Here is a 24,774-nt window from a genome sequence, read left to right as displayed (position 1 = left end):
AATAAGGTAAATCAGCTGTAAATCAAACAAACAGCTTCGAAAAAGTAAAAATCCAGATATCAGCAGTACAATCTATCAGCAATACCAAAGTGTGACCGATATCCTGTCAAAAACCTGAAAATCAACTCCTGTTATCTTCAATAACACATTTCTTCAAAGATTTAAAGCCTTTCCCTTCTGAAAAATAAAAACAAAGCAATAAACAGGTTTGAATATACATGGTACCCGGAAACAACTCCACTTGATAATGATAGATTGGAATCAAAATGGGATTTCCGGAATTGAAAGGGGATTTCAATAATAGAATTTATAAGTAATGTCTTCATTTCCAGTAACAGAAAATATTTTCTATATAAACTCCAGCTTAAACTGCTCAAACTTTCAGGAGCAGGATGCCTTTAATCTGAAAATATAACTCCTTTGATTTAAATGTAACTTAATCCTTTCCTTATTGAAAAAAGAATTTCAGGTTCAGTCATGCAAAACATACTCTCAGTCAAGTCCCTGACAAAAAAATTTGATGATCTTACCGCAGTGAAGGGCATCAGTTTTGATGTCGAAACAGGTTCGATCTTTGCTTTCCTTGGCCCAAACGGAGCAGGCAAGTCCACAACTATCAAGATGCTCACAACAGTCCTGAGGCCCACATCAGGAGAAATCCTGATCAACGGATATAACGCCCTTAAGGAACAGGACAAAGCCCGCTCTTCTTTTGGCATAGTCTTTCAGGACTACAGCCTGGACAGTGAGCTTACTGCTTACGAAAACATGGAATACCACTCCGTTATCTACAAAGTTCCCAAAGCCGAAAGGGAAGAGAGGATCAAAACTGCTCTTGAGATCGTCGGGCTCTGGAACAGGCGGAATGATTTAGTGAAAAAGTACTCAGGTGGGATGAAAAGGAGGCTTGAGATTGCGCGGGCGCTTGTCCACTACCCGAAGGTCCTTTTTCTGGATGAGCCCACGGTAGGGCTTGACCCACAGACGCGGATGTCCATCTGGAACCACATAAAAAGGTTGAATGAAGAAAGGAAAATGACGATTTTCCTTACCACTCACTACATGGACGAAGCCGAAGCGATGGCAGACAAAATAGCAATCATCGACCACGGGAAAATAATCGAATCCGGGACCCTGGCAGAGATAATGGAAAGGACGGAAACCGAATCCTTAGAAGAATCCTTCCTGAAACTGACCGGAAGGGACATCCGGGACGAAAACGGGAACGGAGGGGATAAAATGCGGTTTATGCGGGGAATTGGCAGGAGGCACGGGCATTGATCGAGGTAATCTACATCCTGTGGCTTCGGCAGCTCAAGCACTACTGGCGCTCAAAAGCCCGGCTGCTAGGCTCCCTCGGGCAACCCCTCCTCTTCATGATCGCCTTCGGTTTCGGCTTCGGGCCCATGTACACTAGAGCCAGCGGAGGTGGAAACTACATGGACTTCCTGGCTCCGGGAATAGTCTCCATGTCGATCCTCTTTACAGCCATCTTTTCCGGACTTGAGGTAATCTGGGACCGGCAGTTCGGGTTCCTGAAAGAAACTTTCGTAGCCCCGATCTCCAGGACGGAAATCATGGTCGGAAAAACCCTCGGAGGCGCAACTATAGCCATGATCCAGGGCTTGATCGTGCTCAGCCTGACTTATGTGCTGGGCTTCAGAATTTCCAGCCTTGCAAGTCTTGGGATGGGTTTAATTTTCATGTCTCTGATAGCCATTTTCTTTACGGGCCTTGGCCTTACGATCGCTTCCTCGATGGAAGATATGCAAGGTTTTCAGCTGATCATGAACTTCCTTATCATGCCTATCTTCTTCCTTTCAGGCGCCCTCTTCCCCCTCGAAAACCTGCCCCCGGCAATCTACTTTATAAGCAGAATCGACCCCCTGACTTACGGCGTGGACGGGCTCCGGGGAGTCCTTTCCGGGATGAGCACGTTTGGAATCTACAGCGACCTTGCAGTAATAGGCACACTCTCAGTACTTGTCTGCATAATCGGAGCTCTCCTTTTTTCGAAGGTTGAGGCTTAAGCGCCTTTTTTTCTTCCGGAAAGCTCGGTTTAGGGCTAAAGTCCGGGTTTAAAACTAAAGTACCGTATGAAATCAAAGGATTATATATAGCATTAAAGTATTTCTCATATCATTATTGTACAATTATGTACTTTCTAATCGGATGTCCGGATTAGTATCTAAAGTGAAAAAAGAAGCGATGCAAATGCTTGATCTTATTGAATATTTAGTCATGGGAGCTTTTCTTGGTCTTGCTGCAGGGACATCGCCTGGCCCACTCTTAGCTGTAACTATTTCTGAGACTCTGCAGCACGGCAAGTGGGAAGGAATAAAGGTTGCAGTATCTCCTCTGATTACGGACCTGCCAATAATTTTAGCCGTACTGTTTGTTCTTTCCCACCTGACAGGCTCTGATTTTGTTATTGGAATTATTGCATTTTTCGGGGCTTCATATCTGATATACTCAGGAATCGAATCTCTGAAATCCAGAACGGACAGCTTTGAAATAAAAGAAGCAAAGAAAGACGCCCTTAAAAAAGGAGTTATTGTCAACTTCGGAAACCCGCACCCGTACGTCTTCTGGCTCTCCATAGGCGGGCCAATAATTTATAAGAGCTTCAGTATCCACGTCTGGGCTACAATCCTATTCATAGCCGGGTTCTATATGCTGCTTGTAGGGTCAAAGGTGGGAGTCGCACTGATTGTAGAGAAATCAAAATTTTTTATCAACAGCAAGTATTACTTATCCATTATCCGGGCTCTTGGAATTGCACAGATTGTCTTCGGATTGACTTTTATTAAAGTGGGCCTGGATTCATTGAACGTAATTTGAAGCCTCCCCTTTTGGAGCCGTTCCCATTGAATTTTTATCTCCGTACGTCTCTAATTTAAGCTGGGAAGGAGAAAAGAGGAGAAGAAAAAGAGAAAACAAACAGTAAAATGAAGAATAAGAAAAAAGAAAAAGATAACGTGTGAAGACTTCACCACACACTCGATGTATATCTAAACTCGAACTCATCAACCTTTTCAGCGGGAAGCCCCAGTTTTTCAAACATCTCCTTAAACACTGCCTGATATTCATCTTCAGGAATTTTTCTTCCGGCGCTGGCTCTATGCATTAGAATGTCTGCACGTACAAATCCGGAACTGCTCACATGAAGTGTATATTTGTTAAATTTGTGGCTGGTGCTGACAGTAATTTCAGGAATAACATAAGCTATGTATCCTATTTGCGTTCCGTTCCTGTAGAATTCTTCATCATTCCACATACCGGATTCGACAACAGTGCTCGTACTGCTTTGATTCAGGTAGGCATAGACTGCCGGAAAATCTACACTTTCGTTTGTGCTCACTTCTGCACCCCACTCTCGCTTTGAGCTTTCAAGCTTCAGTCTCTCAAGTAACTCCTGCGAACCGTTTTCGTTCAGCCCTAAACTCAACCTCAGCATTTCAAGCATCCACGAATCATCCGGAAAGTCGGATACATCAGGATGATCGGGGTTCCAGAGTGTAATTATCACTTCCGGACCTTCATATTTACAAAATTCAAGGTAAGTGTCATCGAACGTATTTTCGTTGTAGTAAAACACAACCCTGTACACCATGTAATCGCTCTCAAACCGCTCTTCAAGGGCTTCGACATTCCCGGGCTCTATTAAAGTTGATTCGTTGAGCCTGTCATCACCGCTAATATCGTATCCCGATTCCTCTGCTTTTACAAGCACCGACTCAAAATCAATAGGTCCTACGTAAATTTCATTTCCGTCATAAGAAGCCTGGTCCATACCGATAAGGAGTGCAGCAAACCCCCCATAAAAAAGTACGATTAAACCCACAGGAATTAATACTATATAAAGTAAAATTTTCAAGGTTTTATCCATATTCCCAACCTCACGGTTACAAACCTCTGATTTCCCAAACCTCTAATTTATTCCAGACAGCAAGATACCCCGTAATTGAAAATCCAAAATATCAGGAAAGAACTTCAGGACTCCTGATATAATTATGGTAAAATATTATCTGTATTTGGCAGGGGGGTCTCTTCTAACTTTTATTAGTAGTTCTTCTACTTTTTTATATTTTTTGATTATTTGCTTAGCTCGTGTTTCTTTATATTTTCGTAAACAGTACAAAATGAATCAAATATCTGAATACATATCAGCAAAGGTCTGGATAAATTCCTAATCTTTTTATATAAGCGGAAAGAACTTTGATAAAAGATTTTTAGTAATATGTATTTCGAGGGTGAAAATGCTCGACCTGAACGAGTTCCAGACAAGGAAACTAAAAATAGATATTTTACTTAAGGAACAGGGCTGGGACGTAAACGACAGGTCAAAAGTTGTCCTCGAAGTTGACACAAAACAATCTGATTTTAAAAAACAGGACTACAAGCAGGTTAACGAAACCCGCAGAAATGATGCTGAGAGCAAGTATGCAGATTATCTGCTGCTGGACAGTACCGGAAAACCACTTGCAATAATCGAAGCCAAGCGAACAACTAAAGACCCTATTCTGGGACAAAAGCAAGCTGAAGAGTATGCTGATGATATAAAAGCACAGACAGGGAAAGAAGTTTTCATTTTCCTTTCGAACGGCTATCAGATATGGTTATGGGACAGAGAACGCTACGGACCCCGCCAGCTAAAGGGTTTTTATTCCCTGAAAGATCTTGAAAGGCTGCTCTACCAGAGAAAAAACTCGGAGCTGGAAGCCGAAATAGATATTGACGGAAGCATTGTAGACCGTGCAAAAAGCATAGAGGTCGCGACAAGGGTTGTCGAACACATACACAAAGGGCACAGGAAAGCCCTTATTGTGATGGCGACCGGAACTGGAAAAACCAGGGTTGCAATGGCGATTATTGATCAGCTCATTCGGGAAGGCAGGGTTCAGAGAGTCCTCTTTCTAACGGACAGAAAAGCCCTTCGAAAGCAGGCTTATGAGAAGGGATACCTGCGTTTTTTCCCGGAAGAAACAAAAGAAATTATCCTTTCAGGAAACTACAATTCCAACTGCAGGCTGTACGTTTCCACGATTCAGACTTTTCAGGAGATTTACAACCAGAAAGACAGAAACGAGATGTACAGGATTTCTCCCGGAGCGTTTGACCTGATCTTTTCTGACGAAGCCCACAGGTCAATTTATTCGAAATGGAAAGGGATTTTTACCTACCTTGATGCAATCCAGATAGGACTGACAGCTACGCCTGCTGATATGGTGGACAGGGACACCTTCAGGTTTTTCGAGTGCAACGACGATATCCCGACTGCCCTTTACTCTTATGAGGACGCTGTTCGGGACGCCGTGCTTTGCGATTTCAGGAAGAATATCTCAGGCGCCAGGACATATTTCCAGATAGAAGGCATAAAGCCTGAAAACCTGACCGAAGGCGAACGGGAAGAACTGATAAAGAAAGGCATAGACCCTGATGAAATCAACTTTGAAGGCACGGAGCTTGAGAAAAAAATTGCAGTCAAGGGCACTTCCGAAGCAATTGTGCGGGAGTTTATGGAAAACTGCCTTACCGACCAGGCAGGAACGCTGCCCGCAAAAACTATCTTTTTTGCAATCTCAAAACTGCATGCAAAGAGGCTCTGGGAAGCTTTTGAGAAGCTTTACCCCGAATATAAAGGAAAGCTGGCAAGGATTATTGTCTCTGAAGACTCAAGAGCCCAGCAGTTGATCAAGGACTTTGAAGAAAAGCCGTTCCCGAGGATTGCAATATCAGTTGACATGATGGACACCGGTATCGATGTCCCCGAGGTCTGCAACCTGGTCTTTGCAAAACCCGTATTTTCAAAAATCAAGTTCTGGCAGATGCTTGGCAGAGGCACGCGGGCAGACGGGGCCTGCGAACACAGGGAATGGTTGCCTGACGGAAAAAAAGAGTATTTCAAGGTCTTTGATTTCTGGAACAATTTTGAATACTGGAATATGAACCCCGAAGGTGTACAAAATGAGTCTGCCGAAGCGATTACAAACCGCATTTTCCTGACCCGGCTCAAACAGCTCGGAGAACTGATGCAGCACAGAGACCCTGCATCGGAAAAAGCTGCCGAGCAGGTGAAGGCAAAGATTATTTCCGATATCGAATCCCTTCCCCGCGATTCGGTAAACGTGCGGGAACACCTTCAGGACGTGGAAAAAGCCCTATCCCCTAAACTCTGGGACAATATCGCAGTTGACCCGGTCGAGTTCTTGCAGAAGAAAATCATGCCCCTGATGAAGTTCAAGCCGGACGTGAACCTCAAGGAAGCAACCTTCACTCTGCGCTGCGAAAAGCTGGCTTACGCGCTTCTGGAAAACGATAAGGCAGAAATCGACCGCCTGAAAACTTCAATTGCCGAAATGGTAGACCGCCTCCCCCGCACCCTTGATTCGGTCCGTGCAAAAGAAGCCCTGATGGACAACGTGCTTTCTCGCTCCTTCTGGGAAACCGTAAGCTTTGAAGATGTGCAGCTCCTCCTCTCCGACCTCGCTCCCCTCATGCCCTATATGGCAAAAGAACCCCGCGAAACGATAGTAATCGATATGAGTGACATCATTGCAGAAAGAAAAGAGTGGCAGATCTCCGGCGGAAATGACCCCTCCTATGTGGAAGCCTACCGCCGCGAAGTCGAAGCATGCATCAGAGCCCTTGCCGAAACCCACCCCGCCGTCCGGAAAATCAAAAATAACGAACCTCTTACCGATTATGACCTTGAGCAGCTTGAAGAAACCCTCCTGAACGCAGACCTCACCCCTGACAACCCGAAGCTTTCCAGCCTCGCCAGCCTTTCCAATCTCTACCCCAGCCGGCACGCTTCGCTTGTGGACTTCATCCGCCAGGTGCTGGGCCTCTACTCCTCCCCTGCCCCTGACGCCCTGATCAAGGACGCCTTCCAGACCTACATAATCGAAAATAATAAGCACTACTCCTCAGACCAGCTCAACTTCATCCTGACTCTCCAGACCGTCTTCCTGAAAAAGAAACACATCGAATACTCCACCCTCTGGCAGCCCCCCTTCACCAACTTCGGCACAACTTCCCCCTTCCCGATGTTCACTCAGGAAGAATTAAATTCCTTCATCGACATCTGCAAAGGCGTTGAAAAAGATCTGTTTATGTGAAGGGTTGAAAAATGGAAAACAAACTGCCTGAAGGATGGGAATGGAACAAACTGAGCGAATTAGCTAATTTTTTTTATGGTGGAGCCTTCGAGTCTTCATATTTTAATGAAGATGGAAAGGGTGTAAAAATAATTAGGATTAGAAATTTAAAACAAGGATTCACAGAAACTTATTACGCGGGAGAGTATGATGAATCATATCTGGTGCAAAATAGTGACATCCTAATTGGTATGGATGGAGAATTCAACATTGTAAAATGGACTGGTGAACCTGCTTTATTGAACCAGCGAGTTTGCAAACTGATTGTAAAATCAGAGTCTTTTTAATTTTTTCTGGTTTTTCTTCAATTTCAAGACAACCACAAAATTTCATCCCAATTTGAGCAAATCAATTCACTCATTTAAAAATGTTGATTCATTTACACAAGCATTCACCAAAATTTTCCAAATTGTGGAACTATTTTTGTGGGAATTTCCGACAGCTACAGCTATAAGCCATCAAGTTTAAGAACTAATTATTCTCCAATTCTAGCATTATCCATATTGGAATCTTGCTCTCATTAAAGGTGAGAAACCTTTCCATTTTCCAGTGCTGAAACACCGTTTGTTGAAAAAAGTAAATAGATTGTAACAAAAATTAGTTAGTCCATTATCGGTTTTGAATGACCTTACTTTGTCTACTATATCACATATCAAAGAAAATATTTGTTCCATTGTATTATCTGTCTCAGGTGTAAAACCTTTTTTCAAGAAGCTCACATTCTTGCTGAAAATCTCTTCGGCATAAGAAATCGCTTTATGAGACGCTTCAGAAAGTTCAAGATCAGAGTTAAATTCTCGTATCTTCTGAATATGCGCAACAGCACTGATAACCGTATCAGAAAGTATCAATTGAGATATCTCATTGTAGGTAATCTTATCGTTATCTGGAATCTCTTCAACAGAACTGAATTCCTCATAATACCTCTTACTAACGTTTTTTAATTGATGAAACACACAAAAAGAATGAGTCACTTCAGGAAAGACCATTTTTACGGCTCCAATGATCGCTTTATCCTCATCAGAAACAATCTTTTTGATTTTATCTTCAGGAAATCGGTTCTTTATTCGTATAAAAAGAGGCATCAGAGCCTCAATTGTTGGTAACCTCTCAGTTACTTCAAAATCTAAAATGACCTTCTCTTTGGTAGCAACAACGTAAACAGATTTATATCGCATTTTTTTCCATTCTTTCTTTGTGAGTTTCGTTCCAATAAATTCTTCAAGCTTTTTTTTCCATCCATTCTTGATCCAATTCCCATCAACATACAATGTTTCTTCAAAGCTAACTCCTTGGTTCAAAAGTTCTTGCTTTGAAAGTTTTGCTAGTTTCTGTTCATATAACCACAATGAAGTGGGACAAGGAGCTCTTCCACAGACATTTATTACTCCTTCTGTATATGTTTCCCCAATTCGCCGAGAATTGTGCAGACTGCATCGTCCATCGTATCTGACATTTATTTGTGTATCATAATATTCAGAACTGTAATTTGCAGAACCCTGAACACCAATAACCCGATCATGATAATGTTTCTTACAAGTGGGACAAAGCCAGTATGTAACATTGAGAGATATAGTGCCGTAACGTGATATAATAAAACGAGTGTGATGAGAGTTAACATGTAATTTACTTCCACAACTATCACACTGAGTAGGGGAGAATATAGAGAACATAGGATAGTATCGATTTTCAACCAAAACTTTTGGCAAAGGAATTATTATTTTGCCGTCAACTATCGTTTTTATCATTGATTTATCTATTGCAATGTTTCCTTTTCCCATAAATAGAAAAAATATATCAATATAATTAAAATTTTATTGTTTTGCACGATATAGAGGGAAAACGAAAAACCAGAAAATAATAAAAAGTCTCTAAAATCAAATGATCTTTTGCCGGATTTCGCTTACCGGTCATTGGTGAAAATTCTAAAAGACATTGAAGATAGAACCGCGTTTGTAACAGTAAAACACCTTTCTGCAAAACAGCTGAATACAATTAAAATCCCAGTTCCTCCTCTCGAAACCCAGCAAAAAATCGTCTCCATCCTCAAAAAAGCCGAAGAAACTAAAAAACTCCGGGCACAGGCGGATGAGTTGACGCAGAAGCTTCTTCAGAGTGTGTTTTTGGAGATGTTTGGAGATCCGGTAGTAAATCCTAAAAATTGGAAAGAAATAAAGTTGAAAGATGTTTCTGAAATCGTATCTGGAGTTACAAAGGGAAGAAAACTTGCTGGAAAGCCTACTGTTTTTGTTCCTTATTTGAGAGTGGCAAACGTTCAGGATGGTTATCTGGACTTAACAGAAATTAAAGAGATTGAAGTTTTACCATCAGATGTAGAAAAATATGCACTGCAAGGTGGGGATATTTTACTAACCGAAGGTGGAGATCCCGATAAATTGGGAAGGGGTGCTGTTTGGAACAGACAAATTCCAACCTGTATACATCAAAACCACATATTTAGAGTAAGAGTCAACAGAGAATGTCTAGTTCCTGAGTATTTGAGTATGCTTATAGGTAGCACCTATGGAAAAATGTATTTCCTCAAATCTGCAAAACAAACTACGGGAATTGCAAGCATAAATTCGACTCAATTGAAAAATTTCCCTGCTTTGATTGCATCTCTTGATCTTCAGCTCAGATTTGCTGAGATGGTACACCAAATTGAAAAAACAACTGTATCTCAACAACAATCCTCTTTCAAAATCAATAACCTCTTCGACTCCCTTATGCAGAAAGCCTTCACAGGAGAACTGTTTTCATAAAAATGAAGTTTTAAGAAATTGAATCCTGAACTCTGACCCTTACAACCATATTAGGCTTACTGAACCGTTCTTGTCACGCTCGATGAAGGAGAGCGGCGTGTCCCATAAAAAGACAAAAAAGAAGAGAATCAGCAAAAGATCGTCAGGCAAGATGGCAGGGGCGTTTGTTACTCGGTTATCATTTACTACTAACAGCAATCATCGGAAGGTCTTTTTAAAGCGGATGGATACACAAAGATCGATTTACTTTGGATCATTGTGAATAAATATGAATGAAAAAAGTTATCATTTTTCTTACTTTTCCTTAATAACTGTTTCACATCGTCAAATATTTATATTATGTAAACTTCCATTTCTTCAGTTGCCCTCAGTTTTGAATTAACTCTCGCCAGAGAGTTATGTGTGGTGTTACACCATGCAAATGCCATACTTAGCAAAGGTAAACCTTTGGCCGAAAACATGAAATATCCGCTCCGCCGGTACCCTGGCTGCACTGGATATTCCATGCAGTAAATCGCCCAACGATTTAGTGAGGGCAACTAAAACATATTTATCAATATATTTTTTTAAGTTGGTTATAGTGGTGTCTGTGGAAAATAAACTAACAGAAGATGAAAAATTACAAATCTTGTTTAAAAATTACACAGAAGAAGGCATAATTCCAAACCTAACTGAAGAGGAATACGAAGAACAATTCAAGTCCTTCAAACGATTAAAATCAAAAAATTTACCTTACATATATGACATCAACCACTTTTGCAAACTAACAAATTCTTCGCTTAAACAAGTTAATCTTTTTCTGTCAAACAAAAAGAAAGGATATATTACATTTAAACTACCTAAGAAAAATGGGGATTTTAGGGAAATCAATGCACCATCTAAAAAAATGAAATATATTCAAAGATGGATTTTAGACAATATTTTATATAAGTTAAATTCTGGCGATTACGCACATGGATTCATTCCTGGTAAGACGATTTTTACTAATGCTAAAGTGCATGTAAATCAAGATCTGGTATTAGGTGTCGACATTAAAGATTTTTTCCCAAGCATAAATTTCAGATCTGTTTATTATGTATTTAAATCGGCTGGGTATACTAAAAAAATTGCTTGGACACTTGCTGATCTTTGTACTTATCATTGGAAATTACCTCAGGGTGCACCTACAAGTCCAATGTTAGCCAACTTGGTCGCTTTAAAACTTGACAAAAAGATAGCAAAATATTGTGCAAGACGAAATTTTAGGTATTCAAGATATGCAGATGATGTCACGATTTCTGGCTCATATAAGCTTCCCATGCACAAAGAAAAAATTATTGGGATCATTGAGGATGATGGATTTGTTGTGAATCATGAAAAAACTAGAATGTTTTCAAAAGGCTCAAGACAAAAAGTTACAGGGTTAGTGGTCAACGACAAAGTTAGTATTGGTAGGAACAAGAAAAAGAATCTAAAAGCAATTGTTAATAATATCCAAACTAATGGTCCAGTTGCAGAAAATAGATCAAATGATCCTTTTTTTAGAGAAAGAATATTTGGACACTTAGGATGTGCCAATGCGGTTGATCCTGAATTTGCGACACCTTTAATAGAATCACTTAAAAAAATTGATTGGTCCGAATATAATGAACATATAAAAGAAATAAAAGAGAGCGAAATTAACACAAATCAGTTGAAAAGAGTGTCTAAAACTATTTTAGTTAAATTTGATGAATTAGGATTCTTTACAAAGATTGTAGAACTTCCAGAAGGTGCATTTACAGAAGAGTTTAAAAAACAGTTGAACAACCTGAAAGAAAAATGTAGTACGAAAATACACGGGGTTGAAGCTTGTAGCGACTGTTTGGATGTTAAAAATGAAATATATAAGAAATGTATGAAATACATTATAGGTCATTATACTGGAACGACGGGTGGACATCATCATGGTCATGAAATTTATGACATGAAAGCTACTACTGAGTTTTATGGTGATACCATAGCTGTAGCATTTGTTATGAAATCAAGTGATATATCAGACAAGAATGAAAGGAGAAAAAATACTGATAGCGAAAACAGTACATTCAGACAGTTTTTTAAATGTACATGCTATGAAGATTTGGATTTAATTTCGATAGTAACTAATTTCAATCTGAACAATGAATTATGTGAAGAATTAAAAATAATGATGAGAAATAATAATAAGGCCAAAGAAAAAGATCAATTTTATTGTCTAATTATGAGAGACGAAATGAAGAGAATATTATATGATTTTAATAAAAATTGTGGATAATAATTTTTGTATTATCACAAAATGTTTCATTTTATCCCAGCATGTCCATCACTTTGTTCAGGTTATATAATTTTCAGCCTCTCACACTCCAAGAAAAATTCCTGATCTTCTTTAAATTTTTAGATTCTTGTCCAAGATCCTCAAATTAAACAAATCCAGCTAGCTTTTCTAGGTTTTTCCCGAAAATTCTATATTGAAGGGGGATAATATTTCAACTGTTTTGAGGATTGTATTGGGTTTATTTTCAGGTTTCTGGGATGGGTTTTGAGTTTCAGATTCCGACTTTTTACCACCTAAGGTTAATTTTTATGAAAAGATCGAATCTTTCCTTCATCTTAATTTCGGCATGTCGACATTATAAATTAAAATATTTTTCCCGATGCCGTTTAAAACATAATATGACTATTATTATGTTTAAAGCTGGTTAACGTGTGATCCAACTCTCACAACCTATATAAGTATTGAATCATTTTTTTTCTTTAAAGTTTAGCATGAGTGATTAATAATTGGTCATATGTAAACTTAACAAATACACACAATTATTGAACATCATTTTCAAAATTGCCATCAGTAAAAAATTATTAAAAATTAAATATCGACCTGCCGAAGGTAAGTTCATAACAAAGCACAACATTTAAAGCCAGATACCCGAAACTAATGCTCAAAACAAGTTAAAAAGAAGATTAAAAACAGATTAAAAACGAGCTAAAAAATAAATTAAAAATAAATGATTAAGTTAAAAACAAGTGATCACATGAAACTCCCACCCGAAAAAGCAAAGTAATAGACGCTCTCATGCAAAAATCCTTTACAAGAGAGCTGGTTTAATAAGCATGAATTGCAAAAAATTGAATACTGAACTCTGACCCGTACAACTATATTCGGCTTACCGAACCGTTCTTGTCACGCTCGATGAAGGAGAGCGGCGTGTCCCATAAAAAGACAAAAAAGAAGAGAATCGGTAAATTACAACCCAATTAAGTAAAAAAATTGACAAATAACAACTTATTCCTTCTTTTATCTCTCTTTACTGCTTTTTCAAGCTTTTTCTTTCGGCATTCAGCCTTTTTACTCCTTCTTCCTTCAACTTTTTTCTTCTTATGGGGAAGGGCCGCCAGACAAGCTGGCGGAGGCTTTCGATACCATGCGAATTTAAAAACCCTTTTCGAGGATAGGATAACACTTTTTCGGACATGTGCAGTCATATTGTAATGCTAATAGTTTCTGCCACGCTCAACGAAGGAAAGTGATCTTTTCCAAAAGACAGAAGAGATCGAAATAAATTTTGATTCGATTTTTCAGGAACTGCTAATTAAAAGTAATTAATAGTAACTTATAAGTCCTTATAACTTTAATAACTTAAAAGAGCATTATGAGTGAAGCTACCACAATTCCGGTCACAAAAGACGTAAGAGACAGGCTAAAGAAGTATGGCATGAAAGGGGAAACCTACAACGAAATTCTCAAGCGCCTGATGGATGAAGTTGATTATGAGGCATTCATGGAGCGCCAGTACAAAAAACTTGAAGAAAAAGATAAGTTTGTAAGCCTGGATGAAGTCTGATGAGTTTCAGAGTAGGGCTGCATCCTGACGCAGTGAAGTTTCTGCTCGATTTGAAAGCGGAGACGAAAGCTACATATTTATTTTTTTGAACTGGAAACCTGTAACTGAGGAAGTATTTTCACCCAACTCGAAACAGTGAAGAGCCGTCTTCTTCCTTTATATCGCCGGTATACTCGCGGTATACTACGTATTTACCATTTGCTTTCTTTATGCATCTGGCCCCAAGCCCGCTCTTTTTGATCATTTTTTTTCTTTTCTCGGCATCGGATTTATCAAGCCCGAAATAGCTCAGTTCGTCGAGCATATAGGTTTTGCCGTTAAATTCTCTGAAGGTTTTGTGCATAAAATCACGGATCTACATGGCTCTTAAAATTCATTTTTATTCATTAATGTCTCCTTCATCGCTGTCCTCTTCAGCCAGTTTCCGGTATATTTCCTCGGATTTTGTGCTGTAATCCTCTGCTTCCTCACTTCTGCCCAGTTTTGAGAGTAACTTTGCATATTTCTCAAATGTTTGCGCCTGGTTTATCTTGTAGAGGGAGTTATCCGGTTCTTCCTCAAGAAGAACTGCATTTATGGTCAGGGCTCTTTCAAAAGCCTGCTTTGACTTTTCATACTCCCCGTTAAGAGAATATACTTCTCCAACATTAGTATATGTAACTCCAGCATTTTCACGAGCTTCTGGACTTTCCGGGTTTGATTCGAGAAGTTTTTCCACAATAGGAAGCAGGGAATCAAAGCTTTTAGCCGCTTCTTCGAAGTTTTCCAGGGCTCTTTGCAAATTTCCGTTCTGGAAGAGGGCTTCACAGATGAAAGGATAGTTTTCTTCGTCTTCCGGGTCTTCTTCATACAGGTTTTCAAAGAATTCCAGGGCAAGATCCAGGGCTTCTTTTGCAGCATTATATTTTCCGGATTTAAGGAGGGCTGTTCCATGTGACTGAACTTCAACAGCCAGCACTTCTTTTATCTGATGCTGAAGGTTTTTATCGTGCAAAGCTCTTGAGTAAAGTTCCGCAGCTTTTGAATATTGTTTCCTCTCAAGTTCCACTTCTTCAATCTTACCATAATAGGACCCCAGCTGATATAGGAAATTAGTCAGAGAATTTACAGCCAGCCATCTCCGGGGGTCATCCCTGACCACCTGCTCCTTGATCTCGACAATGCGCCGGTAAAATGGAATTACATCTTCGTACCTGTCCTGGACTGCAAATGAATCTCCAAGCTTGCCAAGAGTCCTGATAAGCTCGTCCTGGCATGTTAAATCATCAGGATACCGTTCAAATTCTTTTTCATTCAGTTTGAGGGCCTTTTCGTAGTACTCCCGTGCAGTTTCGAGTTCCGCATCTTCAGGTTCCGTTTCTTCCTCTCCCACTTTCGCATACATATCTCCAAGAGCGGTGAGGATGTCAGAAATGCCAATCTCAAAATCAGTCGACTCCGGGTTTTCGGAAAGCAGCCGTTCGTATCCCTCAATCGCTTTTTCATAATATTTTTTTGCCGGCTCCGTATATCCTGCTTCAGCATAGAGGTTTCCGATATGCATTAAGGTGTCGATATTATCCATTTTGACATCTTCATCCTCTGGATCTTCTTCAAAGAGTGAATCATAGATTTCAATTTTATGCAAATAGGATTTTGCTGCATTTTCGATGCGATTTATTGTTTCGAAACGCTCCCCTAAATTGGCAAAAATTTTTCCAAGTTCAGCCTGATAATCCGGGTCTTCCGAAGCCTTTCCTTTAAGATTCACAAAGTTTGCAAGCGCTTTTTCATAATATGAGTTTGCTTTTTCCTGATCTTTCGCTTCCGAATAAGTGACCCCTATTTTCTCGTGAATTTTACCCAGGTTCTCAAGAAATGCGGTATTTTCAGGGTTTTTACGCAAGTTGTCTTCTACTATTGAAAGGGCTGGCCGGTAAGTCTCTTCAATTCTATCAAGGTATCTCTGCCTCGAATATAGATTCCCAAAATACCCATAGGAGACAATAAGATAATGAAGTACAAGCTCATTATCGGGATAGTTTTCCAGAAGGCCCCTGTAAATTCCCTGTAGATGCTCATAGATTTTTTTCGCATTTTCAAAAAGCTCATCATCCAGAAATTCTTCTCCCAGATCCTTCACAAATTCATCTAATTTTTCAAATATTTCCGGATTTTCGGGCTGGATATTTAATATTTCCTTGAAAGTTTCCAGAGTACTGTTGATAAGCTGGATTTGCTTTTCAGATTTACCAACATTTAATAAATACCCTCTTAAATTCTTCACTGTTATTATATAATTTATTAAGTAATAATGGTTTTCAGGATATTTAGCAATCAGCTTTTCATATGTGCCTATTACTTTTCCAAAATATTTATTAGTGCGTTCATAGGACTTCTCTGCGACCGAAACATCATCTATTTTATTAAGAATATTTTCCATGAGATCAATAGAATTATAAAGACATCGCTGAGAGGAAGAATCCTGTGGATCACTCATAAAAAAGCGTAACGAAATCTCCAGAGCTTTTTCATACTGCAACAGCGCTTCACGTGACTTCTCCATGGAATCCAATATCTCTCCTTTATGAAGCAGGACTCGACAAAAAAGTTCCGAATTTTTTGCCTTTTCAGCCAATCTTTCAGCTTTATTAAGTTTCTCAAGGGCCTTTTCGTACTTTCCTTTTTTAACAAGAGAGGAAGCATTCATCAATTCCCTATCTATTAAGTCTTGAAGCTGTTTGGACATAAAGGAAATTTGGAACACAGAGTATTAGAACCTATATTCGGCAGGTCGACATTATGAATTAAATATTTTTGCTGATATTGTTTTTAAAACATTCTGCAAATTTGTAATATACTTGAAGCTGGTTAACATATGACTCAAATCTTACGTCCTATATAAGTAACGAACCATTTTTGCAGTAATGTTTAATGTGGAAGAAAATGTGTTTTCCCACAAAAACGCTATCAATAAAAATACTTGGAAAAAATCAAGTTACCTGCCGAAAATAGGTTAGAATAAATCGCTTCTTCCAGAAGTTCACGGTAAAAAAAGTATAACTTCTCGTTATTATGAAATAAAGGGTACGTCAGTTTCTACCTTCGTGACAAAGCACAACATTTAAAGCACAATGCCCAAAATTAACGCTTAGAATAAGTTAAAAACAAGTGATCACATGAGACTCCCACCCGAAAAAAAGTCAAAAATAGATGCCCTCTGGGACAGGTTCTGGAGCGGCGGGCTGTCCAACCCCTTGCAGTCCATTGAGCAGATGTCGTACCTCATTTTCATGAAGAGACTTGAGGATATGGACGTACTGGAACAGAGGCGGGCAAATGCTACCGGAAAGGCTTATGTATCTATTTTTGAAGGGCATGAGGAGTGCAGGTGGTCGGAATGGAAACACAAATCTGCTGAGGAGATGCTGAAACACGTCAGAGACGTTGTGTTTCCGTTTATCAAGAATATTCATGATGGGGAGAAGACGCTTTTTTCCCAGCATATGAAAGATGCCGTGTTCATTATCCCGAAGCCTTCCCTTGTGCAGGAAGCGGTAGGGATTATTGACGAACTCAATATTTCAGGGCAGACTTCGGATGTGCAGGGAGACATTTACGAATACCTCTTAAGCCAGCTCGCAACTGCAGGGAAGAACGGGCAGTTCAGGATCCCCGGCACATAATCAGAATGATAGTCGAGCTTGTGGACCCTGATATCAATGACAGGATCTGCGACCCGGCATGCGGGAAGGCAGGTTTCGTTTATGGCTTACAGGTACATTTTTAAGCAGTAGACAAGCCTGATATGGTGAAGGCTTTGATTTTGACTCTACGATGGTCAGGATCGCGCTCATGAACATGGTCCTGCACGGGAATGTTCGGCTTAATCGTAAAAGCAGCCCACCTTCATCGGCTGGTAGAGTCCCTGTACTCAACAAGCAATCCGATAAACCATCCCGGCTTTCTGCAAGACTAAGGAGTTGTCACAGAACAAACTATGCACAGGCTTCAATTCGATGCCTTGATTTTCAAGATCGATATCACCAATTGAAAATCAACTTTATGAAAAATCTGCCTAATCTGTTTTGTGACAGTTACTTAAAGGGGATGTTGGAGAAAATTTATGAAGCTTCATTCCCCCCCCCTCTTAAGCCAGTTTCCCCAATATTTTTTCCGATTTTGCAGTAAACTCTTCTGCGTCTTCATTCCGGTTCAAGTCTGAGAGAGTTTTTGCATACTCCCTGAAGATTCCAGCCAATTCAGACAGATAACCGGAGTCTTCCGACTCTTCCTTATCTCCTTCTCCAAGAAAAACATATGTTAGGTCCAGGGATTCTTTTGTGCTGTCTTCCAGTTCTTCTTTATCTACTCCTTCAAGGAAATCGAGGGCCATATCCATAGAATCTTTTGCACTCTCGTATTTCTTTGAAAGGAGGAGGGTCTTTCCGCGTTCCATGAGTTCGGAAGCCAGCATCGCCTTAACAGAAAGGGGCCAGAGTTCATCATCAAAAATCATCTCATAATATTCAAGGGCTTTTGAATACTGTTCCTGTGCAAGCTCCTCTTTTCCTATTTCCGCATAAAGGGAACCCAATTTGTCATAGGTATTGCTCTTGGCTTTCAGGTCCTTCCAGTTTGCCAGAAGATCAATAAGTTCCTCCATGACCTCAACAACGCGTTCTTGAAGTTGGATCGCGGATTCGTAGTCCTGCCGAATTATATAATAATCAACAAGATTTCTAAGGGCATTGGCCAGACCATATATATAGGTCTCACTATCAGGAAGCAGTTCAAAGGCTTTCTCCCTTATGTCCAGAATTTTTTTGTAATACTGCCTTTCAGTTTCGGGGTCCATCTCTTCTGGCTTAAAATACTCATATAGATCCCCAATAGCTTTGAAAATTCTGGCAATTTCCAGGTTTGAGTCCTCATCTTCGGGATCCTTCTCCAGAAGAATCTCGTAGACTTTTATTTCGTTCATGTAACACTTTTCTGCATTTTCGATACTATCTGTCATTTTAAAGTGTCTTGCAAGCTCACTAAAGGTATTAGAAAGGGTAGATTTAAGAACAGAACTCTCTGGCTCATTTAAATCGGAAGTCCTGAAAATATCCAGGGCTTTATCGTACAGGTCCTGGCCCTCTTCCGGCTTACCCATGGCAGTCATTATCGCTCCCTTTTGCAGTAGAACCCGGCACAGGATGTCCGTCCTCTTTGTTTTTTCCGCCAGTTTTTCGGCTTTATCAAGTTTTTCAAGGGCTTTTTTGTACCTCTCCTTTCCAAATAGAGAAGACACATCATTTAAAGTCCTAACCAGTAAATCCTCAGCTTGTCTGGACATGAAGACAAATTGGAACTAGGGATATTTAGAATTTAGGGATAATGGAAAAACAGTTTCCCTATTTACTCTAATTACCCGAATTACCTGATGGTAACTTTAGCTCTGCGGACGTCCCTGTAAGGTAGGTGATTCCGGTAGCCGCTTATGCATATGTATATATATCGTTTCATATTTACTATATAAATAAGCACAGTAGGTATAAACCTAAACTGGAATTTCTATGGTCATGAAAGACTTTTTCCCTCATGTAGAGTTCAGGGGACATCAGGGATACGTTTTAGATAAAATTCAGGAAGGACTTGACAGGGGAAAAATAAATTTTATAATTCAGGCTCCAACGGGTTCGGGAAAAACTGCGCTGTCTATTGCAATTGCCAGGTATTTTAAAAGTGCCTACATCTGCACCAACCAGAAATCTCTCCAGAAACAATACATTGAAGATTATCCCCAATATGTAAATGAAGTTACCGGAAGAGGGAACTGGACCTGTAAAGCATTAAAGGAAATGGGAGAAAAAAGAGAGGATGGGTCCGGTTACCCTTGTTCTGAAGGCCTTTGCAAGCTTTCGGTAGATGAAGAGGAAGACGAGGACAGCGAAAATAAAAAGCATAAAATGCTGGAAAAACTGGAGGTAATACCGGAATGTGACAGAAAAACCGTCAAATGCGATCTGGTTTATGAAGAACAAGGTAAAGACAATCAGAGTAGTCGTTTTGCAGGCTTTTCTTCCAGCAGAGGGGGTTTGTGCTGGAAAACTGCGGAACATGAGAGATGCGAGTATTATGTCCAGAAGATGAAAGGTTTAAACTCGCCAATCACGATTTTTAACTATAATTATTTTTTAATCGAATCCAATTATGTGGGCGACTTTGGGGAACGGGAAGTCTTAATCGCTGACGAAGGACATAACATAGAATTCCAGATCGCGAATTTCATAAAATTCACGTTTTCGAATAGGAATTTAAACTTTCTTCCGGGTTCTAACTTCCCGGACCTCGGGGACATAGAGCTTACAATGAAGGAAAAGCTGGAAGTATATTCGTTCTGGTTGGAAAACATTAAAAAAACGATTCCTGAAGAAATAGCAAAAGAAGTTATCAACCTGGAAAAATTAAATTATCCTGAAAAAGAGCTTCACAGGATTGTAAAAATTATCCGGAACAAAGTTGATAGCAGAATTGAAGATTTAATTGACGTTTGCAAAGCAAGGCTAAAAGAAAAACAAGGTAATGAAGATAATATTTCATCCCTGGTTGCCAGATCACAAAAAGACCGAAGTGAAAGGCCGAAATATGAAGCCCAGCTCAGGGTTGAGAGGCTCAATAAATTAGTAAACTTGCATAGCAAAATTGCGAGATTTTTGTTAGAATACTGGAAAAATCCATCCAACTGGATAATAGACATCAAAGAAAAAGAAAAAGATAAGGAAATCGAGTCCGTTAATTTCAGACCCATTTTCATTAACGAATACGCTGAAGGCAAATTCTTCAGGTTTGGAAAAATCCGTGTAATACTGTCTGCCACTGTCCTTGATTGTTCTTACTTTGCCGGGAATATGGGACTTAATCCTGAAGATACGGTTTTCATCCCGATTCCTTCGACATTCCCCCCGGAAAACCATGGAGTATATCATCTTTCCATAGGCAAACTGAATTTTGAAAACCTGGTTCTGAATAACGACCGGATTTTGTGGACAAACCTGGTAGCGGCTGTGGATGTCATATTATCAATGTTCCCGAAGTATAAAGGAATCATTCATACATCAAATTCCGAGATCTCGAAATACTTAAAATCACATTGTAAAGAAGGACATTCCCGAATTTTAACACACAACCAGCAAAACAGGCTCGAGGTTCTGAGCCACCATCTTGAATCCCCTGAACCTACCGTGCTTTGCACCCCTTCAATGACAGAGGGCGTAGACCTTGCAGATGATTCCTCGAGGTTTCAAATTTTGATTAAAGTTCCGTATCCTGATATAAGTGATCTTTACATTTCAACAAGAAAGGACAAAGACAAATTTTTTTATCAATACAAAACTGCTATTTCAGTGTGCCAGAGTATTGGAAGGTCCATAAGATCGGAAGAAGACTGGGCTTACACATTTACCCTGGACTCAAGGTTCCCTAAATATATTTCGGACCATAGAAGCCTGATAAATGAATCCGTGAGTTTTTACGAGAAAAGAATTCTTGATTTTCCTTCGGAAAAATCAATACAAAAATTGAAGAAAGAAATATTCCGGAATTTACCTTTTTGAAAAACGTTGAATCAGAATCGAGTGAGATTCACACATGAATAAATCAAGTATAGAAATGTCATAATAAAGCAAGTATTTTTACCCTACCCGAAACAGCGAAGAGCCGTCTTCTTCTTTTATATCGCCGGTATATTCGCGGTATATTACGTATTTGCCATTTGCTTTTTTTATACATCTGGCCCCAAGCCCGCTCTTTTTTATCATGGCTTTTCTTTTCTCGGCATTGGATTTATCAAGTCCGAAATAGCTCAGCTCATCGAGCATGTAAGTTTTGCCGTTAAATTCTCGGAAGGTTTTGTGCATAATTTAGACTTAGAGCGTGTCTTAAAATTCAATTTGATTATACAATTGGGATAGGACTCATGTATTTGGATTGAAAAACGGTAGAATTGAACCGTTAAATGTCTAAAGTTTAAATTTTAACCATGATGTCTAATGCATTTGATATTATGCATCGAGCGAATAAGTAAGATCTAATTAATTTGTGGAGTAAACTTAAGATCAACAATGCGTACCACCCAAATGTAGAAATGATTTGAATTTTAAGACAGCCTCTTAGGGATTGATGCTATGAAGATATGAGAGGTTGAATTGTGAAGATAGCAGAGCTCAAAAATGACAAGTTCATATTAAAATGGTTATCCAGCAGAAGAGCAGCAGATTATTACCTTTTAGATAACGTATCATGCTCAGATTTGATATTGATTAATATTTATTACAGTAAAGAAGCAAGAGATAATTTTTCACAAAATCCGTTATGGAAAGACAAGATTCCTGAAATTATGAAATTAAATACATTGGTCATCGGTTAAGGAATTTTCTTGCCTGAAAGCTATCGATTTTGCACCAAAAGGCTGCCTTAAATTTTGGCCTTATTACATGAAATCGATACCCAGTTCCAGTCCACAACACATTAAAATTATTGACAATTGTTGTGAGAATGGAGGCAATTTATCACGATTCCTCACTCAACCGAAGATGCATGAAATTAAATATAAGTGAAATTTTGGGCTTTTGACGACGACGAAGAAAACCGCTGCATAGTATATATTACGAGCTTATCCCAAAACTCAAAATCAGCACTCCGAATCTTGAATCTGAAATAGTCAATCAAGTCACAGAATGAAAATAATTCTGAAATTTTGACCGATGCAGGGATAGAATAGGTTTTGGGATGAGCTCAACACGAAAAGATAAAAAAGGCAATATATCCATCAAACTAAGGAAAAAAATAATAACAGATGTTCGAAAACAATTATTTTTGTGTTTAAAAATCAACCATGTGTTAGAATTTCCACTATTTTATTGTGTAGCCACCTAAAAGTCATCGTAACCACTGCATTTCCAAATAGTCCTACAATGAACCTATGAGAATACCCCTGCAAAAAAACCTTTTCTATCTCTCTTTTTTCCTACAAATGAATAATTATTTATATTACGATGGACCATAGTAGTATTGACCATACTATAATAATGCATCTTCAATTCAGATAAACGGGAGAACAAATAATATGTCGCCTATCGATCTGATAATACTCGGACAACTAAAAAAAGAACCGATGAGTGCTTATGAGCTTACAAAATTCGTAGAACACATCTGCGTGAAGAAATGGCTTAAAGTGGGCACTCCGACCATCTATCAAAACTTAAAGAAACTTTCATCAAAAGGTTACCTTTCCACAAGTGCAGTAAAAGAAGGAAATATGCCGGAAAAAGTGATTTACACTCTTACTGAATCAGGTTCTGAATACCTTTTGGAATTGATGGACCAGTTCTCAGAGAACCCGGGAAAGATCTACTTCGATTTTAATGCTTTTGTTTTCAATTTGGACCTTGTTGATAAGGGTACCGGATTGGAAATGTTGAGGAATCTCAGACAATTTTTCTACAGTGGAAAAAGAGATGTTGGAGAGGATATTGCTAGTTTTCCCAATGTCCCCGTAGGTCCTGAATCTATTATGAGGCAATATGAACTCCTGTTTGACAGTCTGATTCAGTGGGTAGATGAACTGATCGAGAAGTACCTGGAAGATGAAAAACTTCCGAAAGGTTCGTCGAGGCTCAACACTGAGGTGAAATGAATATGAAAGACAATGTAAGTGAAATGAACATGAAAGGCAATGTGGGTAAAATGAACATGAAAGACATTGTTAGTGAAGCTCTGAAGATAGCCTCCGTGGGAGGAATTGTAAGCGGATTAATCACAGCCGCATTGAACTACTATGTTATCCCTTTCCCGGAAACCATTATCTCTAATGTTATAGGACACGGCGTGGGAGGATTCGTCGGGGCTTCAACAGCCGGCTTTATCGGGATAATGATCTATGCCCGACAAATTGAATCCAAAATCCAACGATATGCTATCAGGAGAATTACATGAAAATTGATGGAAAGAACATCGTGATAACCGGTGCTTCTAAGGGTCTTGGAAGGGAACTTGCACTGCACCTGAGCCGGAAGAACGCAAATGTTATTCTGATAGCCCGTACCGAATCACTTTTACGGAAGGTACAAACGGAAATAGAAACACTGACAGCTCATGCACCCTGCATCATCCAATGTGACATTTCTTCCGAAAAGGAGGTGCTTCGGATGAGATCAATAATAGAGAACAATTTTACATGTGTTGATGTCCTTATCAACAATGCAGGATTTGGAACCTATGAAGTCTCTGAAAAACTGTCGAATCAGGAAATGAGAAAGCATTTCGAAGTCAATTTCTTCGGAGCTTATTATTGTACAAAAGCGTTACTTCCTTTGATCAAAAAGAGCGATTGTGGATATATCCTGAATGTCGGGTCTCTTTTTAGCAAAATATCACTGGCAGAGAACAGTGTTTACGCTGCAACCAAATTTGCTTTGGCAGGCTTTACCGAAGGTTTGCGTGAGGAGTTGAGACCCTGCAACATCAAGGTAGGACTATTACTCCCTGGGTCAATGGCAACATCATTTCAGGATAACAAAGACAATAATATAAGAGCTCCTGCTTTCATGACCCTGAAACCTGAAAAGGTAGCTAAGGCATCAGAGAAAATGATCCGGAAAAGAAAAAAGCAGATGATTATATACCGTTGGATGATGTATTTGATTAAGATTCGACAATTATTCGCATGAATATCTTTGGAAAAACTTAGGGCTAACGGCATTAAAAATCCCTGTTCCCAGAGAAGCGGATACGGTGTCAACTGCGGTTTACTTTTCCCCACTTCGGGCGGTTTAAAATTCCCCACCTTTTGATATAAAGTTTGCTCAATTTTTCAAGAACTTCTGTAGAATTAAGTGTATGGAATTACAGTTTTTATTCCCTGTTTCTTCCTTTCTTTTAGCCTATAGCTCCCTCCTTTTATGTTAATCGTAGTGCAATGATGGAGTATACGGTCAAGTACTGCAGCAGCTATTACATGATCCAGGAATATTTCTCCCCAAGCTCCAT

At 39.4% G+C, this 24,774-nt stretch carries 22 protein-coding genes and 1 pseudogene; 15 read left to right on the top strand and 8 right to left on the bottom strand.

The window, feature by feature from the left end:
• Positions 1-477: 477 nt before the first annotated feature.
• The 3 genes from MA_RS10955 to MA_RS10945 all read left to right on the top strand — a co-directional run bounded on the left by MA_RS10955 (position 478) and on the right by MA_RS10945 (position 2,841).
• Positions 478-1,281, top strand: a complete 804-nt coding sequence (locus tag MA_RS10955; RefSeq protein WP_011022097.1) for a daunorubicin resistance protein DrrA family ABC transporter ATP-binding protein — start codon at positions 478-480, stop codon at positions 1,279-1,281.
• The gene (locus MA_RS10950; RefSeq protein WP_011022096.1) at positions 1,278-2,030 is read left to right on the top strand and encodes an ABC transporter permease; all 753 of its coding nucleotides are present in this window, start codon (positions 1,278-1,280) and stop codon (positions 2,028-2,030) included. The genes MA_RS10955 and MA_RS10950 overlap by 4 nt, the downstream gene beginning before the upstream one ends.
• A gap of 184 nt (positions 2,031-2,214) precedes the next feature.
• Positions 2,215-2,841 carry a LysE family translocator gene (locus tag MA_RS10945; RefSeq protein ID WP_048065304.1) on the top strand — a complete coding sequence of 209 codons (627 nt, stop codon included), beginning with the start codon at positions 2,215-2,217 and terminating at the stop codon, positions 2,839-2,841.
• Between the two features lie 148 nt (positions 2,842-2,989).
• Here MA_RS10945 and MA_RS10940 read toward each other — a convergent pair whose 3' ends face one another.
• Positions 2,990-3,889, bottom strand: coding sequence for a hypothetical protein (locus MA_RS10940; RefSeq protein ID WP_011022094.1), 900 nt, complete (start codon positions 3,887-3,889; stop codon positions 2,990-2,992).
• A 370-nt stretch (positions 3,890-4,259) separates the two neighbouring features.
• Between MA_RS10940 and MA_RS10935 the strand changes: the two genes are divergently transcribed.
• Together MA_RS10935 and MA_RS10930 are read left to right on the top strand one after the other, a co-directional pair.
• Positions 4,260-7,121: a DEAD/DEAH box helicase family protein gene (locus tag MA_RS10935; RefSeq protein ID WP_048065303.1), complete on the top strand. Its 2,862-nt coding sequence runs from the start codon at positions 4,260-4,262 to the stop codon at positions 7,119-7,121.
• A gap of 11 nt (positions 7,122-7,132) precedes the next feature.
• Entirely contained in the window at positions 7,133-7,447 is a 315-nt protein-coding gene (locus MA_RS10930) for a restriction endonuclease subunit S (protein ID WP_011022092.1), read from the top strand.
• Positions 7,448-7,654: 207 nt separating this feature from the next.
• Here the strand turns inward: MA_RS10930 and MA_RS10925 are convergent, their stop codons facing one another.
• Entirely contained in the window at positions 7,655-8,941 is a 1,287-nt protein-coding gene (locus MA_RS10925; protein WP_011020086.1) for a transposase, read from the bottom strand.
• A 135-nt stretch (positions 8,942-9,076) separates the two neighbouring features.
• Between MA_RS10925 and MA_RS10920 the strand changes: the two genes are divergently transcribed.
• Positions 9,077-9,922 (top strand): restriction endonuclease subunit S, encoded by an 846-nt coding sequence (locus MA_RS10920; protein ID WP_248698090.1) that lies wholly within the window; start codon positions 9,077-9,079, stop codon positions 9,920-9,922.
• Between the two features lie 589 nt (positions 9,923-10,511).
• A complete protein-coding gene (locus MA_RS24560; RefSeq protein ID WP_157860177.1) occupies positions 10,512-12,194 on the top strand; it encodes a retron St85 family RNA-directed DNA polymerase in 1,683 nt (560 codons plus the stop codon).
• 1,027 nt (positions 12,195-13,221) lie between these two features.
• Here MA_RS24560 and MA_RS28585 read toward each other — a convergent pair.
• Positions 13,222-13,389, bottom strand: a complete 168-nt coding sequence (locus tag MA_RS28585) for a hypothetical protein (RefSeq protein ID WP_157860176.1) — start codon at positions 13,387-13,389, stop codon at positions 13,222-13,224.
• 177 nt (positions 13,390-13,566) lie between these two features.
• On the opposite strand from MA_RS28585, the gene MA_RS10910 reads away from it, so the two are divergent.
• Complete coding sequence (locus tag MA_RS10910; RefSeq protein ID WP_048065302.1) at positions 13,567-13,758, top strand: DUF7557 family protein; 192 nt, start codon at positions 13,567-13,569, stop codon at positions 13,756-13,758.
• 118 nt (positions 13,759-13,876) lie between these two features.
• On the opposite strand, the gene MA_RS10905 is transcribed toward MA_RS10910, so the two are convergent.
• Together MA_RS10905 and MA_RS10900 are read right to left on the bottom strand one after the other, a co-directional pair.
• A complete protein-coding gene (locus MA_RS10905) occupies positions 13,877-14,101 on the bottom strand; it encodes a hypothetical protein (protein ID WP_011022088.1) in 225 nt (74 codons plus the stop codon).
• Between the two features lie 36 nt (positions 14,102-14,137).
• Positions 14,138-16,447, bottom strand: a complete 2,310-nt coding sequence (locus tag MA_RS10900; RefSeq protein ID WP_048065301.1) for a tetratricopeptide repeat protein — start codon at positions 16,445-16,447, stop codon at positions 14,138-14,140.
• A gap of 469 nt (positions 16,448-16,916) precedes the next feature.
• On the opposite strand from MA_RS10900, the gene MA_RS10895 reads away from it, so the two are divergent.
• Positions 16,917-17,423 (top strand): type I restriction-modification system subunit M N-terminal domain-containing protein, encoded by a 507-nt coding sequence (locus MA_RS10895; RefSeq protein ID WP_226990825.1) that lies wholly within the window; start codon positions 16,917-16,919, stop codon positions 17,421-17,423.
• A 5-nt stretch (positions 17,424-17,428) separates the two neighbouring features.
• Positions 17,429-17,527 (top strand): hypothetical protein, encoded by a 99-nt coding sequence (locus tag MA_RS29790; protein WP_394295988.1) that lies wholly within the window; start codon positions 17,429-17,431, stop codon positions 17,525-17,527.
• Between the two features lie 360 nt (positions 17,528-17,887).
• On the opposite strand, the gene MA_RS10890 is transcribed toward MA_RS29790, so the two are convergent.
• Entirely contained in the window at positions 17,888-19,081 is a 1,194-nt protein-coding gene (locus tag MA_RS10890; protein WP_011022086.1) for a tetratricopeptide repeat protein, read from the bottom strand.
• Positions 19,082-19,307: 226 nt separating this feature from the next.
• Here MA_RS10890 and MA_RS10885 point away from each other — a divergent pair, with 226 nt between their 5' ends.
• A complete protein-coding gene (locus tag MA_RS10885; protein ID WP_162013081.1) occupies positions 19,308-21,341 on the top strand; it encodes a helicase C-terminal domain-containing protein in 2,034 nt (677 codons plus the stop codon).
• Positions 21,342-21,419: 78 nt separating this feature from the next.
• On the opposite strand, the gene MA_RS10880 is transcribed toward MA_RS10885, so the two are convergent.
• Positions 21,420-21,644, bottom strand: coding sequence for a hypothetical protein (locus MA_RS10880; protein ID WP_011022084.1), 225 nt, complete (start codon positions 21,642-21,644; stop codon positions 21,420-21,422).
• A 290-nt stretch (positions 21,645-21,934) separates the two neighbouring features.
• Here MA_RS10880 and MA_RS10875 point away from each other — a divergent pair, with 290 nt between their 5' ends.
• From MA_RS10875 to MA_RS10860, 4 genes are all read left to right on the top strand, one after another.
• On the top strand, positions 21,935-22,153 hold the full coding sequence (locus tag MA_RS10875; protein ID WP_011022083.1) for a hypothetical protein: 219 nt from the start codon (positions 21,935-21,937) through the stop codon (positions 22,151-22,153).
• A 699-nt stretch (positions 22,154-22,852) separates the two neighbouring features.
• Positions 22,853-23,422 carry a PadR family transcriptional regulator gene (locus MA_RS10870; RefSeq protein ID WP_011022082.1) on the top strand — a complete coding sequence of 190 codons (570 nt, stop codon included), beginning with the start codon at positions 22,853-22,855 and terminating at the stop codon, positions 23,420-23,422.
• Between the two features lie 2 nt (positions 23,423-23,424).
• Positions 23,425-23,721, top strand: coding sequence for a hypothetical protein (locus MA_RS10865; protein ID WP_048065300.1), 297 nt, complete (start codon positions 23,425-23,427; stop codon positions 23,719-23,721).
• Positions 23,718-24,455 (top strand): SDR family NAD(P)-dependent oxidoreductase, encoded by a 738-nt coding sequence (locus MA_RS10860; RefSeq protein ID WP_011022080.1) that lies wholly within the window; start codon positions 23,718-23,720, stop codon positions 24,453-24,455. Before MA_RS10865 ends, MA_RS10860 begins: the two co-directional genes overlap by 4 nt.
• A gap of 161 nt (positions 24,456-24,616) precedes the next feature.
• On the opposite strand, the pseudogene MA_RS25470 reads toward MA_RS10860, so the two are convergent.
• Positions 24,617-24,772, bottom strand: a pseudogene (locus tag MA_RS25470) (ATP-binding protein); the annotation flags it as partial.
• Positions 24,773-24,774: the final 2 nt, after the last annotated feature.

This window comes from Methanosarcina acetivorans C2A, assembly GCF_000007345.1.
Lineage (GTDB): Archaea > Halobacteriota > Methanosarcinia > Methanosarcinales > Methanosarcinaceae > Methanosarcina > Methanosarcina acetivorans.
The sequence above is the reverse complement of the archived record's forward strand: the minus strand, read 5'-3'. Positions and strand labels throughout refer to the sequence as shown.